The organism is Streptomyces sp. NPDC038200 (genome assembly GCF_055600785.1).
In genome coordinates, this window is record NZ_JBVJYH010000012.1 from 48,246 (window position 1) to 73,507 (window position 25,262).

Below are 25,262 nucleotides of genomic sequence, written 5' to 3' on the forward strand. Positions count from 1 at the left end.
GCGCGCTGATGACCGAAAGGCCCGTCACCGAAAGTCCCGTCACAGGAATTCCCGAATCCCCGAGGGGGACGAAATGGCCGACCTGAACGTACTGATCGCTTTCGACGCCGCCACGATCGTCGAGCAGAATCCCAACGCGTCACGGAATCCGGACGCGCCGACCTACGTCGACCAGAGCCTCATCTACATGACGACGCGGCACGACCACATCGTCGGCACTTCGGGCGCCGAACTGAATCTGCGGGCCGAGCCCGGGGACACCATCCGGTGGCGGGAGACGACGGTCTCGCTGGGCAGCGACCACAAGGCGCTGCTGTACCGGTACGTGAGCAGCGACCCCGACCACACGCTCATCAGGACGCCGGAGATCGAGGTGATCGACGGCGTCTATCCGCTGCCGAAGGAGGGCAGCGAGGGCAGTCCGGACTTCGTGACGCAGAGGTACCAGGACCACTACTGGCGCACCACGGTGAAGAGCGTCGGCAAGGTCGTGTACCACTTCTACTTCCAGATCCTCGACCGGCACCGGCAGTTGCAGGGGTACTTCCAGTGGGACCCCTTCATCACCATCGAGGACTCCTGACGGTCCGGCCGTGACGGGCGGCGGCGCGGTCACCACCACCGCCGCCGCCCGTCACACTGCCCGGCCCACCGCCGCCGCCCCACACGGGTCCGTGCGGCCCGGCCTCGGCGGTCAGTTCCGCTTGAGCCACTCCTCATAGCCGGTGGCCGCCACGCGCACGCTGTCGTCGCCGACGAGAGCGTCGTGGGGCATGCCCGCGAACAGGCCGGCGGTCTCGTCCGTGACGACCGTGCGGCCGTCCGGCCTCGCCGCCAGGGTGATCTCGCCGAGCCGGTCGAGTCCGTACACCTCGGGTCCCGCGATGTCGCGGACGGCATGGGAAGGCTCGCTCTGGGCCGCCTCGGCGACAGCGGCGGCGACGTCGGCGGAGGCGATCGGGCGCAGGCGCGTGGACGGCAGGCGCACCTCCGTGCCCTCGGTGGACATGTCCATCACCGGAGCGATGAACTCGAAGAACTGGGTGGCGCGCACGATGCTGTAGGGCACGCCACTGCCGCGCACGGCCTCTTCCTGGGCGACCTTGGCCCGGTAGTAGCCGTAGTCGGGCACCTGGTCGACGCCGACGATGGAGAGGGCGACATGGTGGCGTACGCCCGCCTCCCTCTCGGCGGCGAACAGGTGCTGCGCCGAGCGGGTGAAGAAGTCCAGCGCCGCCTCGGTCTCGAAGGACGGGGAGTTCGACACGTCCACGACCACGTCCGCACCCCTGAGCGCCTCGGCCAGGCCCTCGCCGGTGAGGGCATCGACCCCCTTGGAGGGAGAGGCGGGCACGGCCTCGTGCCCGTGCGCGCGCACCAGCTCGACCACCTGCGAGCCGATGAGCCCCGTACCGCCGATCACCACGATCTTCATCACTGTCTCCGTCAACTGATGCGTTGCCCGACGGGCACCCGCGCCATCCGCCGGGCCCGGTGCGCCGACGCGCACCTCTCCAGGACAAGGCAGCCTTCGGGTTTGTGACAGTCGGGAACCGGCACGCCGTCACGGGGTACCGGGCGGGACGGCCGCGGCGGGGGACTTTCGCCGTCGGCGGCGGGCAACACTCCGAAGGCGAGGCCGAGCGGCACCGGGCCCAGCCCCACGGACGCGGGGTCCTCGAGGGCGGCAGCCGGCAGGTCTCCCGAGTGGTCCCGGGGGTGTCCGGGTCGACCGTGACCACCTCGCCGGTTCCCGGCGGGCCGAACGTCAGCGGGCGGTCGGCGCCGCCCTCCCCGCTGCGCGTGGGAGCCCGTTCGGGTGCGGCCGTCCAGATCAGGTCGCGAGGTAGTCGGGAACGGTCCGCGACTCACCCGAAATGACTAATGACGGAGCGTGCGGCCCTTGTCCCCACTGGCCCGTCCCCCATTCGGAGTTGCAGCCGTACGAGGGACATGAGTCCTTGGAGTCGTGTCCCACCGGATCTCACTCAGGAGGAGACATGGGCACCAACCACAACGGACGACCGGCCGACCGGCTGGGCGTCGTGTTCGCGGTCCGCGTCGTCGAGGGCGGCGAGCAGGGGTTCCTGGATCTGTACGAACAGCTCCGGAAGTCCGTCTCCAGCACCCCCGGCCACATCATCGAGCGGCTCGGGGAACCCGCCGACGACTCCCGTCAGTGGGTGATCACCAGCGAATGGCGGTCGGCCGAGGACTTCTTCGCCTGGCAGCAGAGCGAGGAGCACCAGGAGCTGGTGGCGCCGCTGCGCCAGTTCGTCGACCAGCGGCAGTCGCTGCGGTTCCGCGTGGTCAAGGAGACCAAGGGGGTGTCCTCGTGACGCGCCCCCCCAACGGCCCCGTCGCCGTACTCGGCCTCGGCACGATGGGCGCCGGCCTGGCCGGTCGCCTTCTCGACCAGGGCGTGCAGGTGCGGGTCTGGAACCGTACCGCGGACCGGACCGCGCCGCTCGCGAAGGCGGGCGCCTACACCGCCGCCCATCCCGCCGACGCCGTAGCGGGCACGAGCGTCGCCCTCTGCGTCGTGGCCGACGGCGAGGCCCTCGCCGCCGTGCTGCACGGACCGGACGGCGTGCTGTCGGCGGGCCCCTACCCCGGCGTCCTGATCTGCGCCAGCACCGTGGGCCCCGAAGAGGTCGTGCAGATCGCCGGGGACTCCCCCTCGGTCCTCGACGTCGGCATGCTCGGCAACCGGGACCACGCCCGTGACGGAGAGCTGCGGCTGTTCGTCGGCGGCGAGGAGCAGGCGTTCCAGAGCGTGCGCCCGCTGCTGGAGACGCTGGGCAAGGAGGTCGTCCATCTGGGCGCACTCGGGTCCGGCATGCGGATGAAACTGCTCCTCAACCTGCTGATGGGCATAGAGGTGCAGGCCCTGGCCGAGGCCACCGAGCTGGCGACCGCCTGCGGACTCGACCGGCAGCTGGTCCTCAAGACCATCGCGGGCAGCGGTTTCGCCTCGCCCGTCATGGCGTTCAAGTCCCGGCGTCTGGCCTCGGGCCGCTTCGAGGAGCCGGACTTCCGGCTGCGGCTGATGGCGAAAGACCTCATGCTCGCTTCCAAGCAGGCAGCAGCAGTCGGCCTGAGTCTGCCGCTGGCGACCGCCGCGGCGGAGACCCACGTCCGCGCCACCGAGCAAGGACTGGGCGACCAGGACTGTGCCGCGGTCACCCGCGCACTCATACCGAAATCGGGAACCGACACGTGATCATCGACATTCACGGGCATCTGTCCCCACCGGAAGCGGCCGAACGCTTCCCCATGCCCCCGAGCCTGACCGACGTGGACGGCATGCTCGCCGCTCGCGCCGAGGCGGGGATCGACCTCACCATCATCGGCAGCCCCGTCGGGGCCGGCGCGATGGCGCGGGTGCCGGGCGTCGACAACTACGCCCAGCCCCGCGACCGGCTGCGCGGCTTCCACGACTGGATGTCAGGCCTGATCCGCACGTTCCCGGACCAGTTGCGCGGTTATGTGTACGCCAACCCGTTCGGGGACGACGATCACCTCGAAGGGGTGCGGGAAACCCTGGCGGACCCCGCCTTCGTCGGCCTGATCACCACGTCCAGCGTCCACGGGGAGCTGCTCGGCTCGCCGCGCGCCGACTCCTTCTTCGCGCTGGCCGCGGAGGCCGGGGTGCCCGTTCTGGTGCACGCCCCGGCCGAACCGGTCGGCACGGAACGGGTCGACGCGACCGGCTTCGTCGAGCAGATCGGCAGGTTCGGTGACGTCACCGTGGGCATGGCGATGATCGCGTTCGCGGGGTGGCTGGACAAGTACCCGGGTCTGCGACTGATCGGCGCGACCGGCGGCGGCGCTCCAGCGCATGTACGTCGACACCAGCCCGTTCAGCGCGGCACACCTGAGCCTGAACGCGGAGGTGCTGGGGCCCGAGCGGATGTTGTTCGGCACGGACTCCCCGCCGATCGCCGCGCCGCTGGAGGACTTCATCCGCATGATCGAGAAGCTGCCGATCGACAAGGCGGCCCAGCAGCGCATCCTCGGCGGCAACGCCCAGGCCGTCTTCGACCTCAGGAGTCGTCCGTGACCACCACGCAAGACGCCGTCACCGCGGCCGAGCGATGCACCCCCGAGTTCCGCCGGGATCCGCACGCCGTCTACGCCCGCCTCCGCACGGAGGCGCCGGTCTGCCCCATGAGACCGCCGCACGGCAACGAGACCTACCTGATCACCCGGTACGAGGACGCGCGGGCCGCGCTGTCGGATCCGCGGCTGAGCAAGGACATGTACGGGGCGATGGACGCGTACCGGAGGATCTTCGGTGACTCCTCCGTCGCGCTGGACGACAACATGCTCAACTCCGACGCGCCCAAGCACACCCGGCTGCGCAGGCTGGTCAACTCCGCGTTCACCCCGAAGCGGGTGCAGGCGCTGCGACCGCGGATCGAGGAGATCGTCCAGGACCTGCTCGACGCGTGCCCCGCGCGGGAGCGTGTCGATCTGCTGCCCGCGTTCGCGTTCCCGCTGCCGATCATCGTGATCTGCGATCTGCTCGGCGTGCCGCCGGAGGACCGCTCGCGGATGCAGCACCTGTCCACGACGGTGGCGCAGACCGGCTTCGGCGAGGAGGCCAAGCGGGCCCAGCAGCAGGCGGAGGAGGATCTGCACGCGTACTTCACGGATCTCATCACCGCCAAGCGGCGACGTCCGGGGGACGATCTGCTCAGCGCGCTCACCTCGGTCCGGGACAACGACGACGCGCTCACCGAGAACGAGCTGGTGTCCACGGCGTTCCTGCTGATGTTCGCGGGGCACAAGACGACGGCCTACCTCATCGGCAACGCCGTCCACCATCTGCTGTCCCGTCCCGCGCAGCTGCGCGCCGTGCGGGAGAACCCGGACCTGATCCGCGCGGCGGTCGAGGAACTGGTGCGCTACGACGGCTCCGTGGAGACGGCGACGTTCCGCTACGCGACCGAGGACGTGGAGTACGGCGGGACCCTGATCCCGAAGGGCGCGCTGGTCCAGATCGCGATCAGCTCCGCCAACCGGGACCCGCAGAAGTTCGACGCCCCGGACGAGCTGGACGTGCGGCGGGCGGGCAACGCGCAGGACGCCCACCTGGGGTTCGGGCACGGCAGCCACTACTGTCTGGGGGCCCCGCTGGCCCGGCTGGAGACGCAGCTGGCTCTCACCCGCCTGTTCGACCGGTTCCCCGGGATGGCCCTGGCCGACCCCGCCGGCGCACCGCACTGGCTGGAGGTTCCCTTCCCGGCCTTCCGCGGCCTGGCGGAGCTGCCGGTCGTCCTCGATCCCGCCGGCTGACGGACCCGGCACAGGGGTCACCGCGAGAACCCGGGCCGGCCGCCGCCCGGGTTCGACACCGTCAACTCGCCGGGCCTGCTGCGCTCCGTCGACCCAGGCGGACGGACCGTTGTGCAGAAGACCACGACGGGCACGGTCGGCGCCCTCGCCGTCAAGGAGGCGTCGCTGGTGCTGTGCGCCGGCTTCGTGTGGCGGAGGGTGTGCGTCAAGGAGTCCATCCCGATGACGTCGCCCTCTGTCGCCAGCTCGACCGGTTCCCCTTCGCCAGGGTGGCGGCCCCGGAAGACGCGCTCATGGTCCTCCGTCCGCGCGTCGTGCCTCCGTCGACCGACGAGGCTCCGGTCTGATCGCCGGCGAGGCCCGGCTCTCGCTGTGCGCGAGCCGGCACCCGGCCCGGTGCGCGGCACCAGCTGCATACCCCAAGGGGCTCCCGACGCGCCCCGCGCCGCCGCCGTCACTGCTCCGCCGGGCAGTGCGGTGCCTCGGCCTTCCCGGCGTCTTCCTCCGCGCGGACCGCCAGCCGGCGGCCGGTCCGCTCATCGGTCACCGGCCTCGAGCCGAGGGCCGTGCGCAGGGTGGCGCAGGCCGGGCCGAACCGGGCGGCGGCCGGGCAGACGACGTCCCGTCCGGTCCGGGTGACGACCCGCACGGTCAGGGTCACCCCCCGGGGCGTCTCGGACACCACCCGGAGGCGAGGCGTCTCGTCGCACCCGCCCGACTCGGCCATGACGGCGAGGGTGCGGCCGTCACCGCTCACCGTGACCGGCCGCGTGATCGCCTCGTCCCTCGTGACGGTCCTCGCCCCGTCCCCTTCGGATGACGAACATGCCGTCAGGCCGATCAGGGCCGCGACGGCGGCCGACACGACACGACATTTCCCTGTGTAGGTCTTCACGGAAGACCGACGCCGGCGAAGGCGGATTCGTTCGGCCGTCCCCGGGAAAGCCGCCCGGTGATCACACCGAGCGCGGCGGTGTCGCCGCGGACGGACTCGACGACACCGTCGAGCGGCTTGAGCACCGCCGGCGGGCGGTGCGCGGTCGTCGTCCTCGCGGGAGGCGGCGGTTCTCAGCCGTTGAGCGTCCCCATGAACTCGGGTGCGTAGCGGTCGCCGGTGACGACACCGTGCGGGGCGACCGCCTCGATCGCGGCGAGGTCGTCCGCCGTGAGGGTCACCTCGGTCGCGGCGGCGTTCTCCTCCAGGTAGCGGCGGCGCTTGGTGCCGGGGATGGCGATCGCGCCCTGGTGCTGGACCCAGGCGAGCGCCAGCTGCGAGGGCGTGACGTTCTTGGCGGAGGCGATACGCCGGACCTCGCGGACGACGTCGAGATTGCGGTCGAAGTTCTCGCCCTGGAAGCGCGGGTCGGTCCGCCGCCAGTCGTCCTCGGCGAAGTCGTCGGGCCCGGTGATGGCGCCGGACAGGAAGCCGCGCCCCAGCGGGGAGTAGGCGACCAGACCGATGCCCAGCTCGCGCAGGGTGTCGAGCACTCCGTTGTGCTCGATGCCGCGCTCGAAGAGCGAGTACTCGGTCTGGACGGCGGTCAGCGGGTGCACGGCGTGGGCCCGGCGGATGGTCCGCGCGGAGGCCTCGGACACGCCGATGTGGCGGACCTTGCCCGCGGCGACCAGCTCGGCCAGGGCACCCACGGTCTCCTCGACCGGCACCTTCGGGTCGATACGGTGGAGGTAGTACAGGTCGACGTGGTCGGTGCCCAGGTGCTGCAGTGAGCGTTCGAGGGCATGGCGGACGTACTCCGGGCGACCGTTGAGGCCGAGCGCCCTGCCGTCGTCGGTGATCTCCACACCGGTCTTCGTGGCGAGGACGGCGGCCTCCCGGCGGCCGGCCAGCGCCTTGCCGACCAGCCGCTCGTTCACGAACGGCCCGTAGCTCTCGGCGGTGTCCAGCAGGGTGACACCCAGCTCCAGCGCCCGGTCGATGGTGGCCAGCGACTCGGCCTCGTCCGTGGCGCCGTAGAAGGCGCTCATGCCCATGCAGCCGAGCCCCTGGACGCCGACGGTCAGCCCCTGGCCGCCCAGTGCGCGAAGTTCCATGAGAGTTCTCCCAACCTGTAACTAACTGGATAGATACACGACCGTAGACCCCGGGGGCGCGAGTGTCAATAACTAGATAGTTACTTGCTAGGGTGGCGTACATGCCACGGGACTCCAGCGCCACCAAGGCCCGGCTGCTCGACGCCGCCTTCAGCGAATTCGCCGCTTACGGGATCGCCGGCGCCCGCGTGGACCGGATCGCCGAGAACGCGGGGGCGAACAAGCGGCTGATCTACGCCTACTTCGGCAACAAGGAGCAGTTGTTCGACGAGGTGCTGCGGCGGGCGATGACGGCGGGTGCCGAGTCCGTGCCGTTCGACGTCGACGACCTGCCCGGATACGCCGGCGCGATCTTCGACCATCTCGTGGCCCGGCCGGACCTCATGCGTCTGCGCCTGTGGAAGCTGCTGGAACGCCCCGCCGCCACCGGGCCCGAGCCGGAGGCCTACCGGCACAAGACCGCCACGGTGGCCGACGCGCAGCAGCGTGGCGAACTGGCCCGGAGCATGGCACCCGATGATCTCCTGACCATGATCCTGGCCGCGGCCCAGGCGTGGTTCTGGGCGGACGAGGGCGGGCAGCCCTGGTCGCCGGAGCGGCTGGCCCAGCACCGCGCGGCGGTCGTGGAGGCCGTCCGCCGGCTCAGCGAGCCGGGGAGCACCGAACGGTAGCGGGCGTGCGTCCGCCGACCGCCGGCTCCGGGACAGAGCCGGACACCCGGGCGGGAGCGTCGAGGGTCAGGGGGCGTCCGGAGTACGGGAGGCGTCCGGAGTACGAGGACTGTCCGCAGCCCGAGAGACGGCCGGGCCGCCGTCCGCGGCCGGCTGCGGCAGGTAGCTCGCCAGACCACGCAGGATGATCTCCAGGCCGATGTCGAAGCGCTCGTCGGAGGAGTCCGTCACCATCAGCCCGGCCAGAGCGCGCAGATGCGGGAAGTCCTTCGCGGGCAGGGACGCGAAGTAGTTCCGCATGTCGCCGGCCATCTCACGCCAGTCGGGGCGGGCCAGGGAGGAATCGTCACCGCCGAGCTGGGCGGCCCGGTCCTGCCACATCCCCTCCTCCAGGACGAACCCGTCGATGTAGGTGGAGATGAGGTCGCCGGCCTCCGCCGCGATACGGTCGGGCAGTCCGGCGGTGCGGAAGACGGCGAGCAGCGCCTCCACGTGCGGCAGCAGTTCGGCGGTGAAGGGGACGTGGGCCATGGAGATCCTGGCCATGTCCCGGTGGGACAGGAGGCGTTGCCGTGCCGAGCGGGCGAAGTCCCGCAGCTGCTCCTGCCACCGCTCCGGGTCCGGCGCGGGCATCCCGAAGCCGGCGAAGAGCCGGGTGTACATCAGCTCCAGGAGATCGTCCTTGGAGCTGACGTGCGCGTACAGGGCCGAGACGGTGACCCCCAGCTCGGCCGCCACCTGCCGCATCGACAGTCCGTCGAGGCCCTGGCGGTCCAGCACGGTGAAGGCGGCCTCGACGATCCGCTCACGGGACAGGGGGGCGCGAGCGGGGGCGACGCGGGCGCGAGCGGGGCGCTCGCGCTCCCAGGGGGAGGTCGGAGGGGGCGTGGGGGTGTCGGCGGCCGCGTCGGTCATGAACCCAGTCTAGGTGGCGGGAGAACAGTGTTCTCCCGCAGAGAGCAGCGCGTTCACCGAAGACGCGCGTTCACCGAAGACGCGATATATCTTGTGCCAGTCTCACACTTGCGCTATATCTTGGTGAACAGCGTTCTGATGGTGAGCAGCGTTCTGTTATGGTGAACACCGTTCTCCGGACGGTTCGTCCAGCGCGCCCTCACGATCGCCACCCCCGGCGCGGCTTCTGCTATCGCTTCTGCTATCGCTTCTGCTTCTGCTTCTGCTTCTGCTTCTGCTGCCACGAGGAGTTCCGATGTCCACCACCGGTGTCGCGTCCGCCGAGACGCCCACCGACTCACCAGCGCCCTACCGGTGGCGCTGGGCTGCTCTGTTCGTGATTCTCGCGGCCGAGGTGATGGATCTCCTCGACGCCGTCGTCACGACCATCGCCGGCCCCGCCATGCGGGCCGACCTCGGCGGCGGCGCCTCCACCCTCCAGTGGCTCGCCGCCGCGTACACCCTCTCGATGGCCATCGGGCTCGTCACCGGAGGACGGCTCGGGGACATCCACGGGCGCCGCCGGATGTTCCTGGTGGGGGCCGCGGGCTTCACCCTGGGTTCGCTGCTGTGCGCGATAGCCGTGTCGCCCGAGATGCTGATCGCCGCACGCGTCGTGCAGGGACTGTTCGGCGCGGTGATGCTGCCGCAGGGCCTCGGCATGATCAAGGAGATGTTCCCGCCGAAGGAGTCCCAGAAGGCGTTCGGCATGTTCGGTCCGGTCATGGGGCTGTCCGCGGTGTGCGGACCGATCCTGGCCGGCTGGCTCGTGGACGCCGACTACTTCGGCACCGGCTGGCGGATGATCTTCCTGATCAACCTGCCCCTGGGCGCCGCGGCCATCCTCGGTGCCCTGCGCTACCTGCCGAGGAACGCGTCCGGCGCCAAGCCCCGCCTCGACATCCCCGGCATGCTCCTGGTCTCGCTGGCCGCGCTGCTCATCATCTTCCCGCTCGTGCAGGGGCGTGAGTACGACTGGCCCCTGTGGACGTTCGCGATGATGGCCGCCTCCCTGGTCGTCTTCGCGGTCTTCGCCGTGTACGAGTCGCGGGTCGGCAAGGCCGGCCGGGACCCGCTGGTCGTCCCGAGCCTCTTCCGCAAGCGCGGGTTCAGCGGCGGCATGACCCTGGGGCTGGTCTTCTTCTCCGCCATGCAGGGCTTCATGCTGGTCTTCACCCTCTACGCCCAGATCGGCCTCGGCTACTCGCCGCTCAAGGCGGGACTGGTGCTGGTGCCCTGGTCGGGCGGCATGGTCGTCGGCTTCGGGATCGCCCAGGGCGTCGCCCGCTTCGGCCGGGCGGTACTCCAGGCGGGCACGCTGGTCATGGCGGCCGGTGTGTTCGGCGTGTGGCTGACCCTCGACGTGGTGGGCAACACCGTCGGCCCCTGGCAGTTCGTGCCGTCCCTGCTCGTCTCCGGCATCGGGATGGGCCTGCTCATGGCGCCGTTCTTCGACATCGTGCTCGCCAGTGTCGAGCAGCACGAGACGGGCTCGGCGTCCGGCACGATGACCGCGATACAGCAGCTCGGCGGCGCCTTCGGCGTGGCCGTGCTCGGCACCGTGTTCTTCGGTCTGCTGGGCGGCGGCATCGCCACCGCCGTCGACCAGCACGCGGACGGCCTGCGGCGGCAGCTGGCCGCCGCGCACGTCGCGCCCGCCGCCCAGGACCGCGTCGTCGCGGACCTGCGCGCCTGCGCCTCTGACCGCGCCGTGGCCAAGGACCCCGCCGCCACCCCTGCCTCCTGCACGCGCCTGGAGAAGGACACCCGGTCCGCCGTGACCTCGCCCCAGGCCGGCGCCCGGATACCCGCCGCTCTGCAGGAGACCGCCTCGTCCGCCTTCCGCAGCGGCTTCGGCTCGGTCATGCAGACGGTGCTGTGGATCGTCGACGGCATGCTCGCCCTGACGTTCCTGCTGGCGTTCCTCCTGCCGCGCCACGCGCGCCCCGAGGAGTCGGCCGGGCACTGACCCCGCACCGGCATCGGCCGACGGGAGGGCCGGACACCACGCGTGGTGTCCGGCCCTCCCGTCCACGCCGTTGCCGGCCCGCCGGACCGGCTCACGGACCCGTACGGACCTGCGCCGGGCGCTCGTTCAGCCGCCGGCGACCTCCGGGTTGGCGCAGTGGGCCAGCGGCTCGCCGCGGAGGAAGCGGCCGGCCTCGGCGGCGACGATCCGGGCGGCCTTGTGGGCGACCTCCCGGCTGGCGCCCGCGATATGAGGGGTGAGGATCACGTTCGGAGTGGACAGCAGGCGTGAGCCGGCCGGTACCGGCTCGACGGGGAACACGTCGAATCCGGCGGCTGCCAGATGTCCCGAGTCGAGCGCGTCGCACACCGCGTCGTAGTCGACCAGGGCGCCCCGGGCGCAGTTCACGAGCACGGACCCCCGTGGCATGGTCCGGATCTGGGCCTGCCCGATCATGCCGCGGGTCTCGTCCGTCACCCGCGCGTGCAGGGAGACGATCCTGGAACGGCTCAGCAGCGCGTCCAGGGGAACCAGTTGCGCGACGCCCCGCACCGCCTCCGGCCGCACGTACGGGTCGTGGACGAGGACGGTGGCCCCCATGGCGGTCAGGACGCGGGCGACGCGCGAGCCGATGGCGCCGAAGCCGACCAGGCCCACGACCGAGCCGTCGATCTCGACGCCGCAGCGCGTGTAGTCGTAGTAGTCGCCGCGCCACGTCCCCTGCCTGAGGTCGGTGTGGACGTCGCCGATCCCGCGCGCGGCGGCGAGGATGAGGGCCAGCGTGTGCTCGGCCGTGGCCACGGCGTTGCGCCCCGGGGCGTAGCAGACGGCGACGCCGTGGCGGGTGGCCGCCTCCAGGTCGGCGTTGACCGGTCCGCCCCGGCTGACGCAGAACAGCTCCAGGTCGGGGCAGGCGGCCAGCACCCGTTCGGTGAGCGGGGCCATCTGAGTGACGCAGATCCGCGCGCCGCGCAGTGCCTCGATCATCTCCTCCTCGGTTCCGGACGCCTCGTCGACCTCGGCGACCTTGCCGAACGGCGTGTGCGGCCAGGGGAGTCGGAGCTGCCGGACGTCCAGCTCGGTGCCGTCGGGCACGGCCGCGCGCAGTTCCTGTTCGAGCAGTCCGGGCAGGACGAAGTGGTCGCCGGCGGCGAGGACGGTGGTGGGCACGGTGGTTCTCCCAGGTGGCGAAGGATCAGCTGGCGGGTGCGTTGAGGCGGAGCAGGGACGCCTGGCCGTCGCGCAGCCGCAGTTCGGTCAGCGCGCCGTTGTGGAGGGCGGGGAAGACCTGGCGGTAGCGCGCGAGGGGAATGCCGAGGAGCTCGCACAGCACCAGGCGCAGCAGGGTGGAGTGGGCCACGACGAGGACGCGCCCGTCGGGGAGCTTGCGTGCGGCCTCCTCCAGGCAGTGGACGGCGCGGTCCGCCGCCGCGGCGGGATGCTCTCCGCCGGGCAGATGGTGCGCGACGGGATCGGTGAGGAAGGCGGCCAGCTCCTCGGGGAACGCCTCGGCCATCTCGGCACGGGTGAGACCGTCGCCGCGACCGAAGTCCACCTCGTACAGGCGTTCGTCGACCCAGGGCGTGAGGCCGAGCGCGGCCGCCGCGGGCTCGGCGGTCAGCCGGGCCCGGGACAGCGGGGAGCAGAGCACGGCGTCCAGCTGTTGCCCGGCGGCCCAGGCAGCCAGCTCGGCGGCCTGTCGGCGGCCCAGCTCGGTGAGCGGTACGTCGGTGCGGCCCGCGTAACGGTTCTCCGCATGCCAGACGGTCTCCCCGTGGCGTACGAGGACGAAGTCGGTCACTGTCCGGCCTTTCCACGCGCGTGGCCGGCCACGGCCGGTGCCAGCCAGCCGCGGCGGACGAGCGCGTCGACGAAATCGAGATAGACGGGGAGCAGGCGGGCCGTGCGGGCGGGGTCGGGGCGGACGTCCTCGCGCAGACGCACCATGGCGCCCGCGGCCTCCTCCAGCGTGGCACCCGAGGCGGTGGCGGCGAGCACCGCCATGCCGAGGGCGCTCTCGGCCTGCTCCGGCAGCCGGGCGGCGCGGCCGAGCACATCGGCGCGCAGCTGCGACCAGTAGCGGTTGCGGGACCCGCCGCCGGTGAACGTGAGCGGGCCGTCGACGGGGGCGCCGAGGTGGTCGAGGTAGTCGAGGCAGAGTCGTTCGAGCAACGCCACACCGAGCAGACAGGCGTGGAACTCCTCCGCGTCGCCCGAGGGTTCGCCGAGGACGAAGGACTCGGCCTCGGGGGCCCGGAACGGGAAGCGTTCGCCGCCCTCGCCCACGAGCGGGTAGACGACGGCGGTGGAGCCGGTCGCGGCGGCCCGCTCGGTCAGCGCGTCGAGATCGGCGGGGCGCGCGCCGGGAAAGCGGTGGGTGAGGACGCCGGCTCCGCTGCTGGAGGCGCCGCCCGGCAGCCAGGTGCCGCCGGGGCCGCGGTGGCAGTAGACGACGCCGCCGGGGTCACGGACCAGGCGGGGGCTCGCCCCCTTGAACACCAGGGTGGTGCCCAGCACGGAGTTCCAGGCGCCGGGAGTGAGCGCTCCGGCGCCGATCTGCGCCGCGCAGCCGTCGGTCATGCCCGCGGTGATGAGGGTGCCGGCGGGGATGCCGGTGGCCTCGGCGGCGGCGGCGCACACGGTGCCGAGGACCGTGCCGGGCCGTACGACGTCGGGCAGCAGCTCGCTCGGGACGCCGAGGGCGTCCAGTTCGGATCCGGGCCACCGCTCGGCGATCAGGTCGTAGCCGGTCTTCAGGGCGTGGCTGGCGTCGCTCGCGACCTGGTGCCCGGCCAGCCGCCAGGTGATCAGATCGGCCTGGTGCAGCAGGCGGGTGCCCTGGGGAAGGCCGGGGCCGCCGGGCCGGTTCAGGTCGTCGAGCAGCCAGAGCAGTTTGGGCAGCGCCCAGGACGGCTGCATGGTCCGGTAGCCGAGCTTCTCCCACACCGGTGCGCCGCGCGTGTTGACGCGGTCGGCCCAGGCGTCGGCCCGGCGGTCGTCGTACATCAGCCCCGGGGTCAGGGGGATGCCCGCGGCGTCGGCCAGGAGCAGGGTCCCGGAGGTGGCGTCCACGGCCAGGCCCCGCACCCGGCGGGGGTCGATCCCGGTCAGGGCCTCCCGGCAGGCGGCGGCGAGGGCGGACCACCACTGCTCGGGGTCCTGCTCGTGGCGTACGCCGTCGCGGCTGCCGGTCAGCGGACGGGAGGCGGCGCCCAGCAGCCGTCCGGCGCCGTCCACGGCGACCGCGCGGGCGCTCTGGGTGCCGAGATCGAGCCCGAGGTGGACGGCGTCGGGTGACAGGGCGTCAGACATGCGGAGCCTCCGGGGTACGGGCCGGGGAGGCGGCGGTCGGTACGGCGGCGGTCGACGAGAGGGCGGGCGCGGGTGCCCAGCCGAGGGAGCGGGCGGTGTCGCGCCAGGTGAGGTACGCGTCGTAGAGCCCGTCGTAGAACGCGGCGCGCTCGGCGTCCGGTTGCCAGGCCGCGCGCATGCGGACGTACTTGGCGGCGGCCTCGCGCATGCTGCTCTCCGCCCCGGTGAGGACGAGACCGGTCAGGAACGCGCCCTTGGCGCCCAGCTCCGTGTCGGCGCCGCGGGCCGTCGGCACGCCCGTGACGTCCGCGATGAGCCCGCACCAGGCGTCGCTGGCGGATCCGCCGCCGCACAGGCGCAGTTCGTGGACGTCGGTCCCGGACGCGGCCAGGCAGTCGCGGACGACGAGGGACAGCCCCTCGAAGACGGCGCGGGCGACATGGGCGGGCGTGTGGTCGAGGGACAGGCCCCAGAAGGCGCCGCGGGCGTGCGGATCGAGGAACGGGGCGCGCTCACCGGCGGGCGAGAGGTACGGCAGGAAGGCGAGTCCGCCCGCGCCCGGCTCGACGCCGAAGGCGAGCCTGCCGAGGTGGGCGGGGTCCTCCACGGACAGGGTGCGGCAGGCCCAGTCGAGGACCTCGGTGCCGGAGAGGGTGGGGAAGGCGCGCAGGATGCGTTCGCGGCCGCGGTAGGCGATGTTGATGCCGCACGGTTCTCCCCCGGTGTCCGGCTCGCGCATGACGATCTCGGTGCACAGGGTGGTGCCGAGGATGGCGCACGCCTGGCCGGGGTCGACGGCTCCGGCGCCGCGGGCGGTGGCGGCGATGTCGTAGGGGGCCATGACGACGGGCAGCCCGGCGGGCAGGCCGAGTTCGGCGGCGGTGTGGTGGGTGATCTCGGCGATGCGCTCGTGCTCGCCGAGGATCCGCGGCAGCAGCGGCTCGGCCCACCGCAGGGCGAAGAGGTCGAGGATCTCCGGGTCGTAGGCGCCGGTGGTGTGGTCGAGGAAGGGCGCGGAGGCGTCGGACTCGTCGACGGCGCTGACCCCGGTGAACTTCAGGAACAGCCAGCCGGCCGCCGTCAGCGCGGTACGGGAGCGCCGCAGCCGCTCCGGGTCGTGCCCGGCGAGCCAGCTGAGCACCGCGTTCGGCATGCCGCTGCAGGTGAGTGAGCCGTTGCGGCGGAACGCCTGCTCCAGGACGCCGTCGTCCTGCCAGCGGGTGAGCAGGTCGCCGGCGCGTCCGTCGGACCACAGGACGGCCGGGCCGGTGGGGCGGCCGTCGCCGTCCACGAGCCAGCAGCCGTCGCCCTGTGCCGTGAAGCTCACCAGCCACACCGGGTCCTGGGCGGGGCCGAGCCGGGACAGGGCGCTGCGGACGGTGAAGACGACCCCGTTCCACACCGCGTCCATGTCCTGCTCCGCCCAGCCGGGTCGGGGACGCAGCACCTCGGTGCCGATACGGGAGACCGCCAGCTCCTGGCCCTGGTCGTCGAACACGACGGATTTGATGACCGAGGTTCCGACATCGATGGTGAGAACCGACATGACTGCTCTACCTGCCCCTTCAACAAAGGCCGCACCCACGGACCGGGACTCTCTAATCGAGCGGCCCGGCTTCCGGGCGGCTCGCGGAAATCAGGGAAACGCGTTTCCGTGAGTCCGTCAATCGGTCGCGCGAATCGTCCCGCGGTCCGGCCCGCGCGTCGTGTGAAATCCCCGCCGGGCCGGGCGCGCCACCCCGCGCGTGCGCCGCTCGGGCGGCCGGCGACCGGTCCGTGGCCCGCCGCCGCCGTGTTACGTTCATGTGGGGTTCTCATGAGGCTCTTCTCATCCGTTCCCGTCCGTCGCGGCGGGGAACCGCGCGGAGCCCGGAAGGAGCGGCTGCCATGGCCGGTGTGGATGCCCGGACGGACGCCCAGGAGGAGCGCCGGAACCGGCTGCGCGGACTCGTCACGGGCAAGGGCTTCGTCCGGACCGCCGACCTCGCGACCGAGTTCGGTGTGAGCGTCATGACCGTCCACCGCGACCTGGACGCCCTCCAGGCGCAGGGGTGGCTGCGCAAGGTGCGCGGCGGGGCGAGCTGTCTGCCCTCGACACAGTTCCACGGCAGCACCAGCGAACGTCTGACGACGATGGTGCAGACGAAGCAGCTGCTGGCGCGTGCCGCCGCCGAGGAACTCGCGCCCGGCCAGGTGGTCATGATCGACGACTCCACGACCTGCCTGAACCTGGTCCGGCACCTGCCGGACCACACGCCCGTCACGGCCATCAGCAATTCGCTGCCGGCCATCTCGGCGCTGGCCCGCGAACCCGGCGTGGCCCTGGTCGCGCTGGGCGGCACCTACTTCCCGGCCTACGACGCCTTCCTGGGCGCGCACACGGCGCGGAGCGTGGAGGCGTTCCGGGCGGACGTGCTGTTCATGTCGACCACGGCGGTGACCGGCGGCCGCTGCTATCACATGTCACCCGAGACGGTGCAGGTCAAGCAGGCGATGATGGCGGCCGCCGCACGTCGGGTACTGGTCATCGACCACACCAAGTTCGCCAACCAGGGCCTGTACGCGCTCGCTCCGCTCACCGACTTCGACCTGGTGCTCGTCGACGACGCGGCCCCGGCGGCCGAGATACGGCGGCTGCGCGACAACGGCGTCCACGTCCGCACCGTCACCGGCGCGCCCGGCGCGACCCGGCCGCACGGCGCCACGTGAACATCACACGGTCCTCACTCGCCGCGCCCCGTTAGCCAGGGCCCGTTCGGCGCCCTGATCTGGGGCGACGCCCCCGGCCCGGGGACCGTCGCGCGGCGAGGGAGCGACGACTTAACGCCACGCGTCACACGGCTCGCGAGGTCTTTTCCACGACGGATTGACCCCGCCCGGGAGCGGACTTTTCATCGGTGCCACGCCGTACGGCACTCCGCTCTCCCCATTTCCCCAAGAAGGTGGCCGCCGTGACCGTCCCCCTGAATCCTCATTCCGCACCCGACGAAACCGGGGCACGCGGATTCCTGGATCGCGCAGGCATTCCGAAGGCCCTTTCGTGGGGTTTTCTCGGCGTCCTGATCTTCATGATCGGTGACGGCGTCGAATCGGGATTCCTCTCGCCCTATCTGCTGCACGAGGGCATCTCCAAGGAGCGTGTGGCCCTGCTGTTCACCGTGTACGGCGTCACGGCGAGCGTCTCTGCCTGGTTCTCCGGAGCGCTCTCCGACCTGTGGGGCCCGCGCCGCGTGATGATGCTGGGCCTCGCCGTCTGGACCACGCTCCAGGTGGCCTTCCTCGGCCTCGCCGTCCCGACGCACCACTACGGGCTGCTGGTGATCAGCTACGGCCTGCGCGGCTTCGGCTATCCGCTCTTCGCGTACGGCTTCCTGGTCTGGGTGACGGCGGTGACACCTCGGTACCGGCTCGGCTCCGCCGTGGGCTGGTTCTGGTTCGCCTTCACCGGCGGGCTGCCCACGCTCGGCTCGCTCGTCGCCAGCTTCACCGTGCCGTGGGTGGGCACCTACCGCACGCTGTGGCTCGCGCTGGTCCTGGTCGTCGCGGGCGGCCTGGTCGCACTGCTCCTGGTGCGCGAGCCGACGGGCAGACGGCGGCTCGCGCCCGCCGGTGAGCGCCCGCTGGCCACGCTCTTCGGTTCGCTCTCCATCGTCTGGCGCAACCCGCGCATCGGCGTCGGCGCGGTGGTCCGCACCGTCAACACCGCGGCGCAGTTCGGCTTCCTGGTCTTCCTGCCCGTCTTCTTCACGGACACGCTGGGCTTCTCGCTGACCGAGTGGCTGCGGCTGCTGTCGGCGATGTTCGCCGCCAACATCTTCTTCAACCTGCTCTTCGGTCTCGTCGGCGACCGCCTCGGCTGGCAGCGCACGGTCGCCTGGTTCGGCGGGGTGGGCTGCGCGGTCACCACGCTGCTGCTCTACTACGGCACGGCGGCCGCCGGCGACGACTTCGCCGTGGCGATGGTGCTGGTGAGCCTCTTCGGTGCCACGCTCGCCGGCTATGTGCCGCTGTCCGCGCTCATGCCCTCCCTGGCACCGGAACACAAGGGCCAGGCGATGTCGGCGCTCAATCTCGGCGCGGGAGCCAGCACGTTCGTCGGTCCGGCCGTGGTCGCCCTCTTCCTCGGACCGCTCGGCGTCGAAGGCGTGATGTGGATCTTCGCCGGTCTCTATCTGGCGAGCGCCGCGCTGACCCTCTTCCTCACCCTTCCCGCGCAGGCCGGCGCCCGCGACGTCCCGGTCGCCCGTGAGCGCGCGGCGACCGGGCCCACCGCGCCGGAAGCGGATGTCGCGCGGACACAAGGATGACCGGGAGACACCCGCTGTCCCGGGCCGGGATCCGGCCGTGGGCGGCGGGTGTCTCGCGTCGGGCCCGTCCGGGCGGTGCGTCGCACGACCGGACGGGCGTCACCGGGTCGGGAAGGCGCGTCAGAAGCGGGGCGCTCCCGGTGTGGGCCGCGCCGGGACGAGGGGGCGGGCCACGCCCGGGTTCCGGTCACCGGACGGCTTGCAGGTGACGTCCCGTGCCGGGAGCTTCCCGTTGCTCAGGTAGTCGTTGACGGTGCGGTCGGCGCAGGCCTGCGGGTCCCCGGAGTAGACGCCGTGGCCCTCGCCGCCCTGGACGTACACCATGCGCGACCCCTTCAGAGCGCGGTGCATGCCGAGGCCGCTGACCAGGGGCGTCTGGGAGTCCCACTGGTTCTGGACGGTGAGCAGGCCGACCTTGTTGTCCACCGCGGTGACGGGCTCGGCCGGCTTGTCCCAGAACGCGCAGGGCGTGATGGTGGAGCCGAAGTCGCCGTAGAGCGGGTACGCGGCCTTGTCGCGGATGGCGTCACGCCGGTACTGCTCCGGGTCGCGCGGCCACGCCGCGGTGTCACCGCAGACGACGGTCCAGAAGGCAGCGGACTCGTTGTCGGCCCGCGCCTGCGCGGCCCATGCCCGGGACCGGCCCGGTCCCGGCTGCGCCTCGGGCGCCGGGGAACGACGGGGGGTCGCATGTCCGCCGGCGGCCTTCTTGAGGTCCACGACCGCCTCGGCCGCGTACCGGGGAGTGAAGAACGCGGGGCGCAGGCCGGCCCGGATGTCGTCGCCGGTGAACTTCTGGCCACCGTTGTCGATGGGCGTACGGTCGGCGCGGGCCACCAGGTCCCAGAACGTCTTCTTCACCTTGGCCGGCGTGTCGCCGAGCCGGTAGGTGCGGTGGTGCCGCGCGGTCCACTTCGTCCAGCGGGTGAACGCCGGCTCCGTGCCCTCCGCCCACACCTGGATCATGCCGCGCCAGGCCCGTGCGGGGTCGACCGCGCTGTCCAGCACGAAGCGGTCGGTCCGCCCGGGGTACATCTGCGCGTAGACGGCGCCCAGGTACGTGCCGTAGGAGTACCCCAGGTAGGAGATCTTCTTCTCGCCCAGCACGGCGCGGATGACGTCCATGTCGCGGGCGGTGTTGCGCGTGGTGATGTACGGGAGCCGGTCGCCGTTCCTGGCACGGCACTTGTCGGCGACGGTCCGGGCCCACTTGACGTCCCGGCTGAACGTCTCGGCCTTGTAGGGGTGTTCCATGTTCTGCTCGGTGCCCGTGAGACCGCAGGTGACCGGGGTGCTGCGCCCCACGCCGCGCGGGTCGAACCCGATGAGGTCGTAACTCTCGCGGACCTTCTTGGGCAGCATGTCCTTCATCATGACCGGCATGTCCAGGCCCTCGCCGCCCGGACCACCGGGGTTGAAGAGGAGGGCGCCGTGCCGCTTGCCCGGGACGCCGGTCTTCACACGGGAGACGGCCAGCTTGATCGTCTTGGCGCCGGGGCGGCTGTAGTCGAGCGGGACCGTGATCGTGGCGCACTGGAACGCCGCCGGCTGCGACGCGTCGCATCGGTGCCACGCGGGCTTCTGCGTCTCGAATCTCTTCAGCGGTTCTGCCGCGGATGCCTGCGCCGGGGCGAGGGCGGGGACCAGCGTTGCCGTGACCCCCACCGCGAGCAAGGGCGCCATGCGTCCTATCCGCACGATGTGCCGTTCCTTTCCGTCAACTATGCGTACGGAGCGACGATTTCGTGTCCGGGACGCCGGCGAATCCCCCTTCAGGGCAGTCTTGATCCACCTCTCGGTGTACACGGAAAGAGACGTACGGAGGAGAACCCGGACGGGCTCACAGCCGTCCGCACCCGCGGCGCGCCCCGCTTCAGGCGAGGGGCGCCCTCAGGGTCGCGGGGGCCGGGCCGTCGGGGCGGACGGTGATGCCGTACACCGCCTTCGCGGGTGCGGCGGAGAAGACGGGGACGTGGACCGGCAGCAGGTGTTCGAGGAGCACGGTCGATTCACGGAGGGCGAACTGCAGTCCGAGGCAGGCGCGGGGGCCCATGCCGAAGGGGAAGTAGGCGCCCGGGTCGGTGGGCCGGCCGTCCGGTGTGCCGAAGCGCCGGGGGTCGAAGTGCTCGGGGTCCGGCCACAGTCGGGGATCGCGGTGGGTGAGGTAGGGGCAGACCAGGATGTCGGTGCCCGCCTCGACGGCGTAGCCGGCCAAGGTGTCGTCCCGGGTGGCGTGGCGGGGCAGGATCCACGCGGACGGGTAGAGCCGGAGCGTCTCGTGGACCAGGGCCTGGACGGCCCGGCGCCGTTCGGCGGAGCCTGCGGCGCCCGCGGCCAGTGCCTCCTCGCGCGCGGCGGGGTAGCGGTCGAGCAGCAGGTAGAGCCAGGTCAGCGTGGTGGCGGTGGTCTCGTGCCCGGCGACGAGCAGCGTGACCAGCTCGTCGCGGATCAACCGGTCGGTGTACTCGGGGCGTTCGGCGGCCGCGTCGGTCAGGATGCTCAGCAGCCCGGGGCCCGCGGGGCCGGCCGTGCCGCTGCGCGCGGCGTCGATGGCGTGCCGGGCGACCGCGTCGATCCGGGCGAGGTCGGCGGCGACGGCGTCCTGGGCGGCGACGGCGTCGGCGGGCAGCGTCGGGAGGACTGCCGCCACCGCTGCCACGGCGGCCAGTTCGCGCTCGGTCCCGTCGTCGAGGGGGTGCCCGGTGAGGGTGCGCCAGATGGTGTCCAGTGCGAAGCGGCGCACCTCCTGGCCGACGTCGAAGGTCTCACCGGTGCGGGCGTATCCGGCCCAGCGGTCGGCCGCGGTCCGGGCGGCCTCGGTGATCCGCCGTTCGTAGCTCCGCATCCCCGTGCCCGTGAACTGGCTCTGCAACAGTCGGCGCTGCCGCTTCCAGGCAGCGCCGGTGGCGGCGAGGACACCGTCACCGATCAGCAGACGGGCGCGGTGGGAGCGTTTGACGTACAGCTCCGGCTGCCGGGCGAGGACGTGCTGGACCGCCTGCGGATCGGTGACGAGGACGGTGGGGGCCGGACCGAGGCGGAACGCGGCGATGCCGCCGTACCGCTCGTGCACCTGGGACAGCAGTTCGACCAGTTCGCCTCCCTCCGCCCGCCAGCGTCGAACGAGCCCGGGCTCGGCCTCGGGGACCGGCCGACTCGATTCGGGAACGTCCGCGGCGGAGCCGGTGCCGGTCTCGGTGTCCATGCTTCTTCTCCTGGTCAGCGGGCGGGACTTGGCCGTTGGGGGGCGTCGACAGCACGGACTGTACGGGAGCGGACGCGGTCGGTGACAGCCCGCCTCGGTCCCGCGCCGGGACGAGCACCGCGCGAGCGCCGCGACCCGGCGCGGGCTCCCGTCCGGACCCCGGCCCGGCACGGCTCCGGCAGCCGCTCGGTGGGGCATCCTGTGCCGCCTGCGACAATGGGGGGCCGTTCTCGGAGCGCCGCGGTATGCGGTGCTCGCCGCCCAACAGGAGCACACAGGTGTCGCCACAGCACGGATCCCCCTCTTCCTCCGGGGGTCGCAAGCAGCCCTCCTCCGCCGGGGGACGCCGGCGGTCTTCCGCCGGCGGCGGGCGGGGGCGCCCGTCCCGGTCGGGCGAGCGCGAGCGTGCGCGGACCGCGGAACAGGACCGGGAGCGCGGCACCGCCGGCCAGGACCGCTCCGCGCGGCAGGCCGGGAACGACCGGCAGGCCGGGCCGGACCGGGAGGCCCGGGACCGCGGGGCAGTCCACGACCGCGAGGCGCCCCGGAGCCGCGGGGCCTCCCCGGACCGGGGGGACCTCCAGGCCGACTGCGGCGACTGCTTCGGCCTGTGCTGTGTGGCCCTGCCCTTCGCCCGCTCTGCCGACTTCGCCGTCGACAAGCCCGCCGGCAAACCGTGCTCGAACCTCCGGTCGGACTTCCGCTGCGGCATCCACGCGCAGTTGCGCGACAAGGGCTACTCCGGTTGCACCGTGTTCGACTGCTTCGGCGCCGGACAGAAGGTGTCCCAGGTCACCTTCGGCGGCACCGACTGGCGACAGGCGCCCGAGACGGCGCGCTCCATGTTCGAGGTCTTCCCCGTCATGCGGCAGCTGCACGAGCTGCTCTGGTACGTCACCGAGGCCCTCGACCTCGCACCGGCCCGCCCCGTCCACAAGGAGCTGCGGCGAGCGCTGGCCCATGTCGAGGGGCTGACCCGCGGCGACGCCGAGTCGGTCGTCGCGCTGGACGTGAACGCGCTGCGCGGCGAGGTCAACGTCCTGCTGCTGCGGGCCAGCGAGCTGGTCCGGGCCCGGGTGCCGGGCCGCAAGAAGAACCACCGGGGAGCCGATCTGATCGGCGCCAAGCTGTCCGGCGCCGGCCTCAGGGGGGCGAGCCTGCGCGGCGCCCTCCTCGTCGCGGCCGATCTCAGCGGGGCCGACCTGCGCGACGCCGACCTGATCGGGGCCGACCTGCGCGACGCCGACCTGCGCGGCGCCGACCTCACCGGTGCCCTGTTCCTCACCCAGGCGCAGCTGAACGCGGCCAAGGGCGACGCGGCCACCGCGCTGTCTCCCGCGCTCAGCCGACCCGCCCACTGGTAGGCGCGGGGATCACCACGGCGGTCACCAGCAGCCCGCGCCCGACCCGCCACCGCCCGTCGAAGCGGTCCAGACGCACCCCGCCCACCACCGGCCCGGGCGCCTTCAGGACCGCGGTGAACGTGCCGCGCTCCGGGTCGGGCGTGATCGCGCACTGGTCGAAGTCCAGCCAGCGTCCGGTCAGCGGGAACCACGCCTTGTAGACGCTCTCCTTCGCGCTGAACAGCAGCCGGTCCCAGTGCACGCCGGGGTGGGCGGTGCCGAGCCGCTGCAGCACGGGCCGCTCCTCGGGCACCGTGATCAGCTCGCGTACGTCCTCGGAGACGGGTTCGTCGGGCTCCGCGTCCACGCCGAGGGCCGCGAAGGACGCCGCGGGCGCGACGGCGGCGGCGTGGTAGCCCGCGCAGTGGGTCATGCTGCCGACGATGCCTTCGGGCCAGCGCGGTGCCCGGCGGGCCCACCCCGGGCCGCTTCCCCGGGGCACGAGGGGTCGCGGTGCCACGCCGAGCTGCGCCAGCGCCCGGCGCGCGCACAGCCGGACCGAGCCGAACTCCCGCCGCCGCTCCTCCCCCGCACCGGCGACGGCCTCGGCCTCCTGCGGGAACAGCTCGACCCCGGCGGCGGGGCCGAACAGCTCGGCCACGGCGACGGCCGCGGGCAGCAGCCCTTCCAGGAGCGGGCCCGGCGCACTCTCGTCGACCACATCGCCTCCCGCCGGCCAGTAGCGGCATCCGCTGACACCCTATGCCGCCCCGTCCGCTCCGCGAGCGCCACCGTCTCGTCGCGGTCCCGCCCCGCCTCCCCCGCCGCGCGTTCCTCGCCGCTCCGGGCCGGTGCGAACGGGTCCGGGTCCTCCCCGACGACGCGGACGGGGGCGGGCGGCGGCGTTCCTCGCGGGCCGGCCGAGGAGCCGGTGCCGCGCCGGGTCCGGCCGCCGGGTTCCGGTGGGTCAGCTCGGCAGGGCAGTCGTCAACTCCGCCGCGACGGCGTCGAGATTGGCCTGGTCCAGGAGATAGAAGTGGCCGCCGGGAAACAGCCGCGTGCGTGCCGCGCCGGAACCGGTTCCGGTCCAGTCGGCGAGGTCCTCGGGCGCGACCAGTTTGTCGTCCCGGCCGCCCAGCACGACCGGGGGCACGGGCAACGGGCGGCCGGCACTCAGCGCGGCGAGCCTGCGCCCGAGGGTCAGATCGCACACCAGGAGCCTCAGCAGGTGCGCCCGCAGGCCGGCTTCGAGGAGGAACTCCTCCGGTGTGCCGCCGCCCATCCGGACCACGTCGAGCACGTCCGCCTCGGTCGGACGCTCAGGCGGTTCGGAGGGCGAACCGGACCGGGCGAGACTGCTCAGCACCAGTCCCTGGCACAGCGCCGGCGCGCGCACCGCCAGCGTGGCCGCGAAGGCGGCGCCCATGCTGTGACCGAACAGGACGGTGGGGAGCCGGGGCGCGGCCTCCAGTTCACCGCGCACGGCGTCCACCACGGCCTCCGGGTCCTCCGGGAGCCGGTCGAAGCTCTCGCCGTACCTCCGTTCGCGTCCCGGCAGGGTGATGCCGACGACCTCGATGTCGGGCGGCAGCCGCAGCAGCAGCGGGAGGAGCGCGTTGGGTCCGGCGCCGGAGTGCGGAACGGTGACGACCCTCCCTCGTGGCGTGTGCCGTGTGGGCCGCAGGACCGTGGTCCAGATCTGCTCGGACATGTGCGTCTCCCCCTGGTTCGGCCGGTGCCGCCCGCGCTGTCGGTGTCGGACGGTGCACGGCCGCGGTCGTGTGCGATGCGGACGAATTGCCGCTCCGGGGCGGCGCACTCATCACTCAGAGAAACCTTGCCGAAAGGATACCGAACGCACGAGCACCGTTGACTTCGATTAGTTCCGGTGTGCTCCCTTATCACGTAACACTCGCGACCAATCCGGAAAAACACCCCAGAGCCACAACCGGACTCATCATTTCCTGCACCATGCTTGCGAGTTCAGTCAGACGACACCTAGCATGGGCCAATGGCGTGCTGACGTCGCGTCATGCACACAACGGGGGAGATCGTCCATGCTGACGAGAATCAGGAGGCTTCTGCGCGTCTCGGACGCAGAACTCTTGGCAGGCATTGTTTCCGGCTCCATTCTTCTTTCCACGCTGA

The 25,262-nt window shown here is 72.4% G+C and carries 23 protein-coding genes and 2 pseudogenes; 11 read left to right on the forward strand and 14 right to left on the reverse strand.

All coding sequences use genetic code 11. The annotated features are described in order from the left end of the window. The first annotated feature begins 73 nt into the window (after window positions 1-73). A complete protein-coding gene (locus ACZ7KF_RS24005) occupies window positions 74-583 on the forward strand; it encodes an inclusion body family protein (RefSeq protein ID WP_471078544.1) in 510 nt (169 codons plus the stop codon). A gap of 111 nt (window positions 584-694) precedes the next feature. Here the strand turns inward: ACZ7KF_RS24005 and ACZ7KF_RS24010 are convergent, their stop codons facing one another. After that, complete coding sequence (locus tag ACZ7KF_RS24010; RefSeq protein ID WP_471078547.1) at window positions 695-1,435, reverse strand: SDR family oxidoreductase; 741 nt, start codon at window positions 1,433-1,435, stop codon at window positions 695-697. Between the two features lie 565 nt (window positions 1,436-2,000). Here ACZ7KF_RS24010 and ACZ7KF_RS24015 point away from each other — a divergent pair. Together ACZ7KF_RS24015 and ACZ7KF_RS24020 are read left to right on the forward strand one after the other, a co-directional pair. Then, window positions 2,001-2,339, forward strand: a complete 339-nt coding sequence (locus tag ACZ7KF_RS24015; RefSeq protein WP_471078550.1) for an antibiotic biosynthesis monooxygenase family protein — start codon at window positions 2,001-2,003, stop codon at window positions 2,337-2,339. Continuing rightward, a complete protein-coding gene (locus tag ACZ7KF_RS24020; RefSeq protein WP_471078553.1) occupies window positions 2,336-3,223 on the forward strand; it encodes an NAD(P)-dependent oxidoreductase in 888 nt (295 codons plus the stop codon). Before ACZ7KF_RS24015 ends, ACZ7KF_RS24020 begins: the two co-directional genes overlap by 4 nt. 224 nt (window positions 3,224-3,447) lie before the next feature. Here the strand turns inward: ACZ7KF_RS24020 and ACZ7KF_RS24025 are convergent, their stop codons facing one another. Then, entirely contained in the window at window positions 3,448-3,843 is a 396-nt protein-coding gene (locus tag ACZ7KF_RS24025; RefSeq protein WP_471078556.1) for a hypothetical protein, read from the reverse strand. On the opposite strand from ACZ7KF_RS24025, the gene ACZ7KF_RS24030 reads away from it, so the two are divergent. The 3 genes and pseudogenes from ACZ7KF_RS24030 to ACZ7KF_RS24040 all read left to right on the forward strand — a co-directional run. After that, window positions 3,842-4,063: an amidohydrolase family protein gene (locus ACZ7KF_RS24030; RefSeq protein ID WP_471078559.1), complete on the forward strand. Its 222-nt coding sequence runs from the start codon at window positions 3,842-3,844 to the stop codon at window positions 4,061-4,063. The two genes, ACZ7KF_RS24025 and ACZ7KF_RS24030, sit on opposite strands and share 2 nt — an antisense overlap. Further along, the gene (locus tag ACZ7KF_RS24035) at window positions 4,060-5,301 is read left to right on the forward strand and encodes a cytochrome P450 family protein (RefSeq protein WP_471078561.1); all 1,242 of its coding nucleotides are present in this window, start codon (window positions 4,060-4,062) and stop codon (window positions 5,299-5,301) included. The genes ACZ7KF_RS24030 and ACZ7KF_RS24035 overlap by 4 nt, the downstream gene beginning before the upstream one ends. Before the next feature lie 33 nt (window positions 5,302-5,334). After that, window positions 5,335-5,648 (forward strand): annotated as a pseudogene (locus tag ACZ7KF_RS24040) (2-phosphosulfolactate phosphatase); the annotation flags it as partial. Between the two features lie 107 nt (window positions 5,649-5,755). Here ACZ7KF_RS24040 and ACZ7KF_RS24045 read toward each other — a convergent pair. Both ACZ7KF_RS24045 and ACZ7KF_RS24050 read right to left on the reverse strand, forming a co-directional pair. Beyond that, window positions 5,756-6,166 carry a hypothetical protein gene (locus ACZ7KF_RS24045; RefSeq protein WP_471078564.1) on the reverse strand — a complete coding sequence of 137 codons (411 nt, stop codon included), beginning with the start codon at window positions 6,164-6,166 and terminating at the stop codon, window positions 5,756-5,758. A 203-nt stretch (window positions 6,167-6,369) separates the two neighbouring features. Then, entirely contained in the window at window positions 6,370-7,353 is a 984-nt protein-coding gene (locus ACZ7KF_RS24050; RefSeq protein WP_471078567.1) for an aldo/keto reductase, read from the reverse strand. A gap of 101 nt (window positions 7,354-7,454) precedes the next feature. Between ACZ7KF_RS24050 and ACZ7KF_RS24055 the strand changes: the two genes are divergently transcribed. Continuing rightward, on the forward strand, window positions 7,455-8,024 hold the full coding sequence (locus ACZ7KF_RS24055; RefSeq protein WP_471078570.1) for a TetR/AcrR family transcriptional regulator: 570 nt from the start codon (window positions 7,455-7,457) through the stop codon (window positions 8,022-8,024). A 66-nt stretch (window positions 8,025-8,090) separates the two neighbouring features. On the opposite strand, the gene ACZ7KF_RS24060 is transcribed toward ACZ7KF_RS24055, so the two are convergent. Both ACZ7KF_RS24060 and ACZ7KF_RS24065 read right to left on the reverse strand, forming a co-directional pair. Continuing rightward, window positions 8,091-8,939 (reverse strand): TetR/AcrR family transcriptional regulator, encoded by an 849-nt coding sequence (locus tag ACZ7KF_RS24060; RefSeq protein ID WP_471078573.1) that lies wholly within the window; start codon window positions 8,937-8,939, stop codon window positions 8,091-8,093. 113 nt (window positions 8,940-9,052) lie between these two features. Next, the gene (locus tag ACZ7KF_RS24065) at window positions 9,053-9,223 is read right to left on the reverse strand and encodes a hypothetical protein (RefSeq protein ID WP_471078576.1); all 171 of its coding nucleotides are present in this window, start codon (window positions 9,221-9,223) and stop codon (window positions 9,053-9,055) included. Between the two features lie 11 nt (window positions 9,224-9,234). On the opposite strand from ACZ7KF_RS24065, the gene ACZ7KF_RS24070 reads away from it, so the two are divergent. Further along, window positions 9,235-10,947 (forward strand): MFS transporter, encoded by a 1,713-nt coding sequence (locus ACZ7KF_RS24070; RefSeq protein ID WP_471078578.1) that lies wholly within the window; start codon window positions 9,235-9,237, stop codon window positions 10,945-10,947. Between the two features lie 126 nt (window positions 10,948-11,073). On the opposite strand, the gene ACZ7KF_RS24075 is transcribed toward ACZ7KF_RS24070, so the two are convergent. The 4 genes from ACZ7KF_RS24075 to ACZ7KF_RS24090 are packed head-to-tail and all read right to left on the reverse strand — an operon-like array spanning window position 11,074 to window position 15,805. Next, window positions 11,074-12,117, reverse strand: a complete 1,044-nt coding sequence (locus ACZ7KF_RS24075; protein ID WP_471078581.1) for a 2-hydroxyacid dehydrogenase — start codon at window positions 12,115-12,117, stop codon at window positions 11,074-11,076. Window positions 12,118-12,142: 25 nt separating this feature from the next. Then, the gene (locus ACZ7KF_RS24080; protein WP_471078584.1) at window positions 12,143-12,748 is read right to left on the reverse strand and encodes a histidine phosphatase family protein; all 606 of its coding nucleotides are present in this window, start codon (window positions 12,746-12,748) and stop codon (window positions 12,143-12,145) included. Then, window positions 12,745-14,259 (reverse strand): FGGY-family carbohydrate kinase, encoded by a 1,515-nt coding sequence (locus tag ACZ7KF_RS24085; protein ID WP_471078587.1) that lies wholly within the window; start codon window positions 14,257-14,259, stop codon window positions 12,745-12,747. Before ACZ7KF_RS24085 ends, ACZ7KF_RS24080 begins: the two co-directional genes overlap by 4 nt. Beyond that, window positions 14,252-15,805: an FGGY family carbohydrate kinase gene (locus ACZ7KF_RS24090; RefSeq protein ID WP_471078590.1), complete on the reverse strand. Its 1,554-nt coding sequence runs from the start codon at window positions 15,803-15,805 to the stop codon at window positions 14,252-14,254. The genes ACZ7KF_RS24085 and ACZ7KF_RS24090 overlap by 8 nt, the downstream gene beginning before the upstream one ends. A 341-nt stretch (window positions 15,806-16,146) precedes the next feature. Between ACZ7KF_RS24090 and ACZ7KF_RS24095 the strand changes: the two genes are divergently transcribed. Then, complete coding sequence (locus ACZ7KF_RS24095; protein WP_471078593.1) at window positions 16,147-16,968, forward strand: DeoR/GlpR family DNA-binding transcription regulator; 822 nt, start codon at window positions 16,147-16,149, stop codon at window positions 16,966-16,968. 359 nt (window positions 16,969-17,327) lie between these two features. After that, complete coding sequence (locus tag ACZ7KF_RS24100) at window positions 17,328-18,566, forward strand: MFS transporter (protein ID WP_471078596.1); 1,239 nt, start codon at window positions 17,328-17,330, stop codon at window positions 18,564-18,566. Between the two features lie 120 nt (window positions 18,567-18,686). Here the strand turns inward: ACZ7KF_RS24100 and ACZ7KF_RS24105 are convergent, their stop codons facing one another. Together ACZ7KF_RS24105 and ACZ7KF_RS24110 are read right to left on the reverse strand one after the other, a co-directional pair. Then, on the reverse strand, window positions 18,687-20,264 hold the full coding sequence (locus tag ACZ7KF_RS24105; protein ID WP_471078598.1) for an alpha/beta hydrolase: 1,578 nt from the start codon (window positions 20,262-20,264) through the stop codon (window positions 18,687-18,689). A 175-nt stretch (window positions 20,265-20,439) separates the two neighbouring features. Continuing rightward, window positions 20,440-21,771 (reverse strand): cytochrome P450, encoded by a 1,332-nt coding sequence (locus tag ACZ7KF_RS24110; RefSeq protein WP_471078601.1) that lies wholly within the window; start codon window positions 21,769-21,771, stop codon window positions 20,440-20,442. 563 nt (window positions 21,772-22,334) lie between these two features. Between ACZ7KF_RS24110 and ACZ7KF_RS24115 the strand changes: the two are divergent. Beyond that, window positions 22,335-23,135: pseudogene (locus ACZ7KF_RS24115) on the forward strand (pentapeptide repeat-containing protein); the annotation flags it as partial. On the opposite strand, the gene ACZ7KF_RS24120 reads toward ACZ7KF_RS24115, so the two are convergent. Together ACZ7KF_RS24120 and ACZ7KF_RS24125 are read right to left on the reverse strand one after the other, a co-directional pair. Beyond that, window positions 23,113-23,835: a 4'-phosphopantetheinyl transferase family protein gene (locus tag ACZ7KF_RS24120; protein ID WP_471078604.1), complete on the reverse strand. Its 723-nt coding sequence runs from the start codon at window positions 23,833-23,835 to the stop codon at window positions 23,113-23,115. The pseudogene ACZ7KF_RS24115 and the gene ACZ7KF_RS24120 overlap by 23 nt on opposite strands. 246 nt (window positions 23,836-24,081) lie before the next feature. Then, the gene (locus ACZ7KF_RS24125; protein ID WP_471078606.1) at window positions 24,082-24,825 is read right to left on the reverse strand and encodes a thioesterase II family protein; all 744 of its coding nucleotides are present in this window, start codon (window positions 24,823-24,825) and stop codon (window positions 24,082-24,084) included. Window positions 24,826-25,262: the final 437 nt, after the last annotated feature.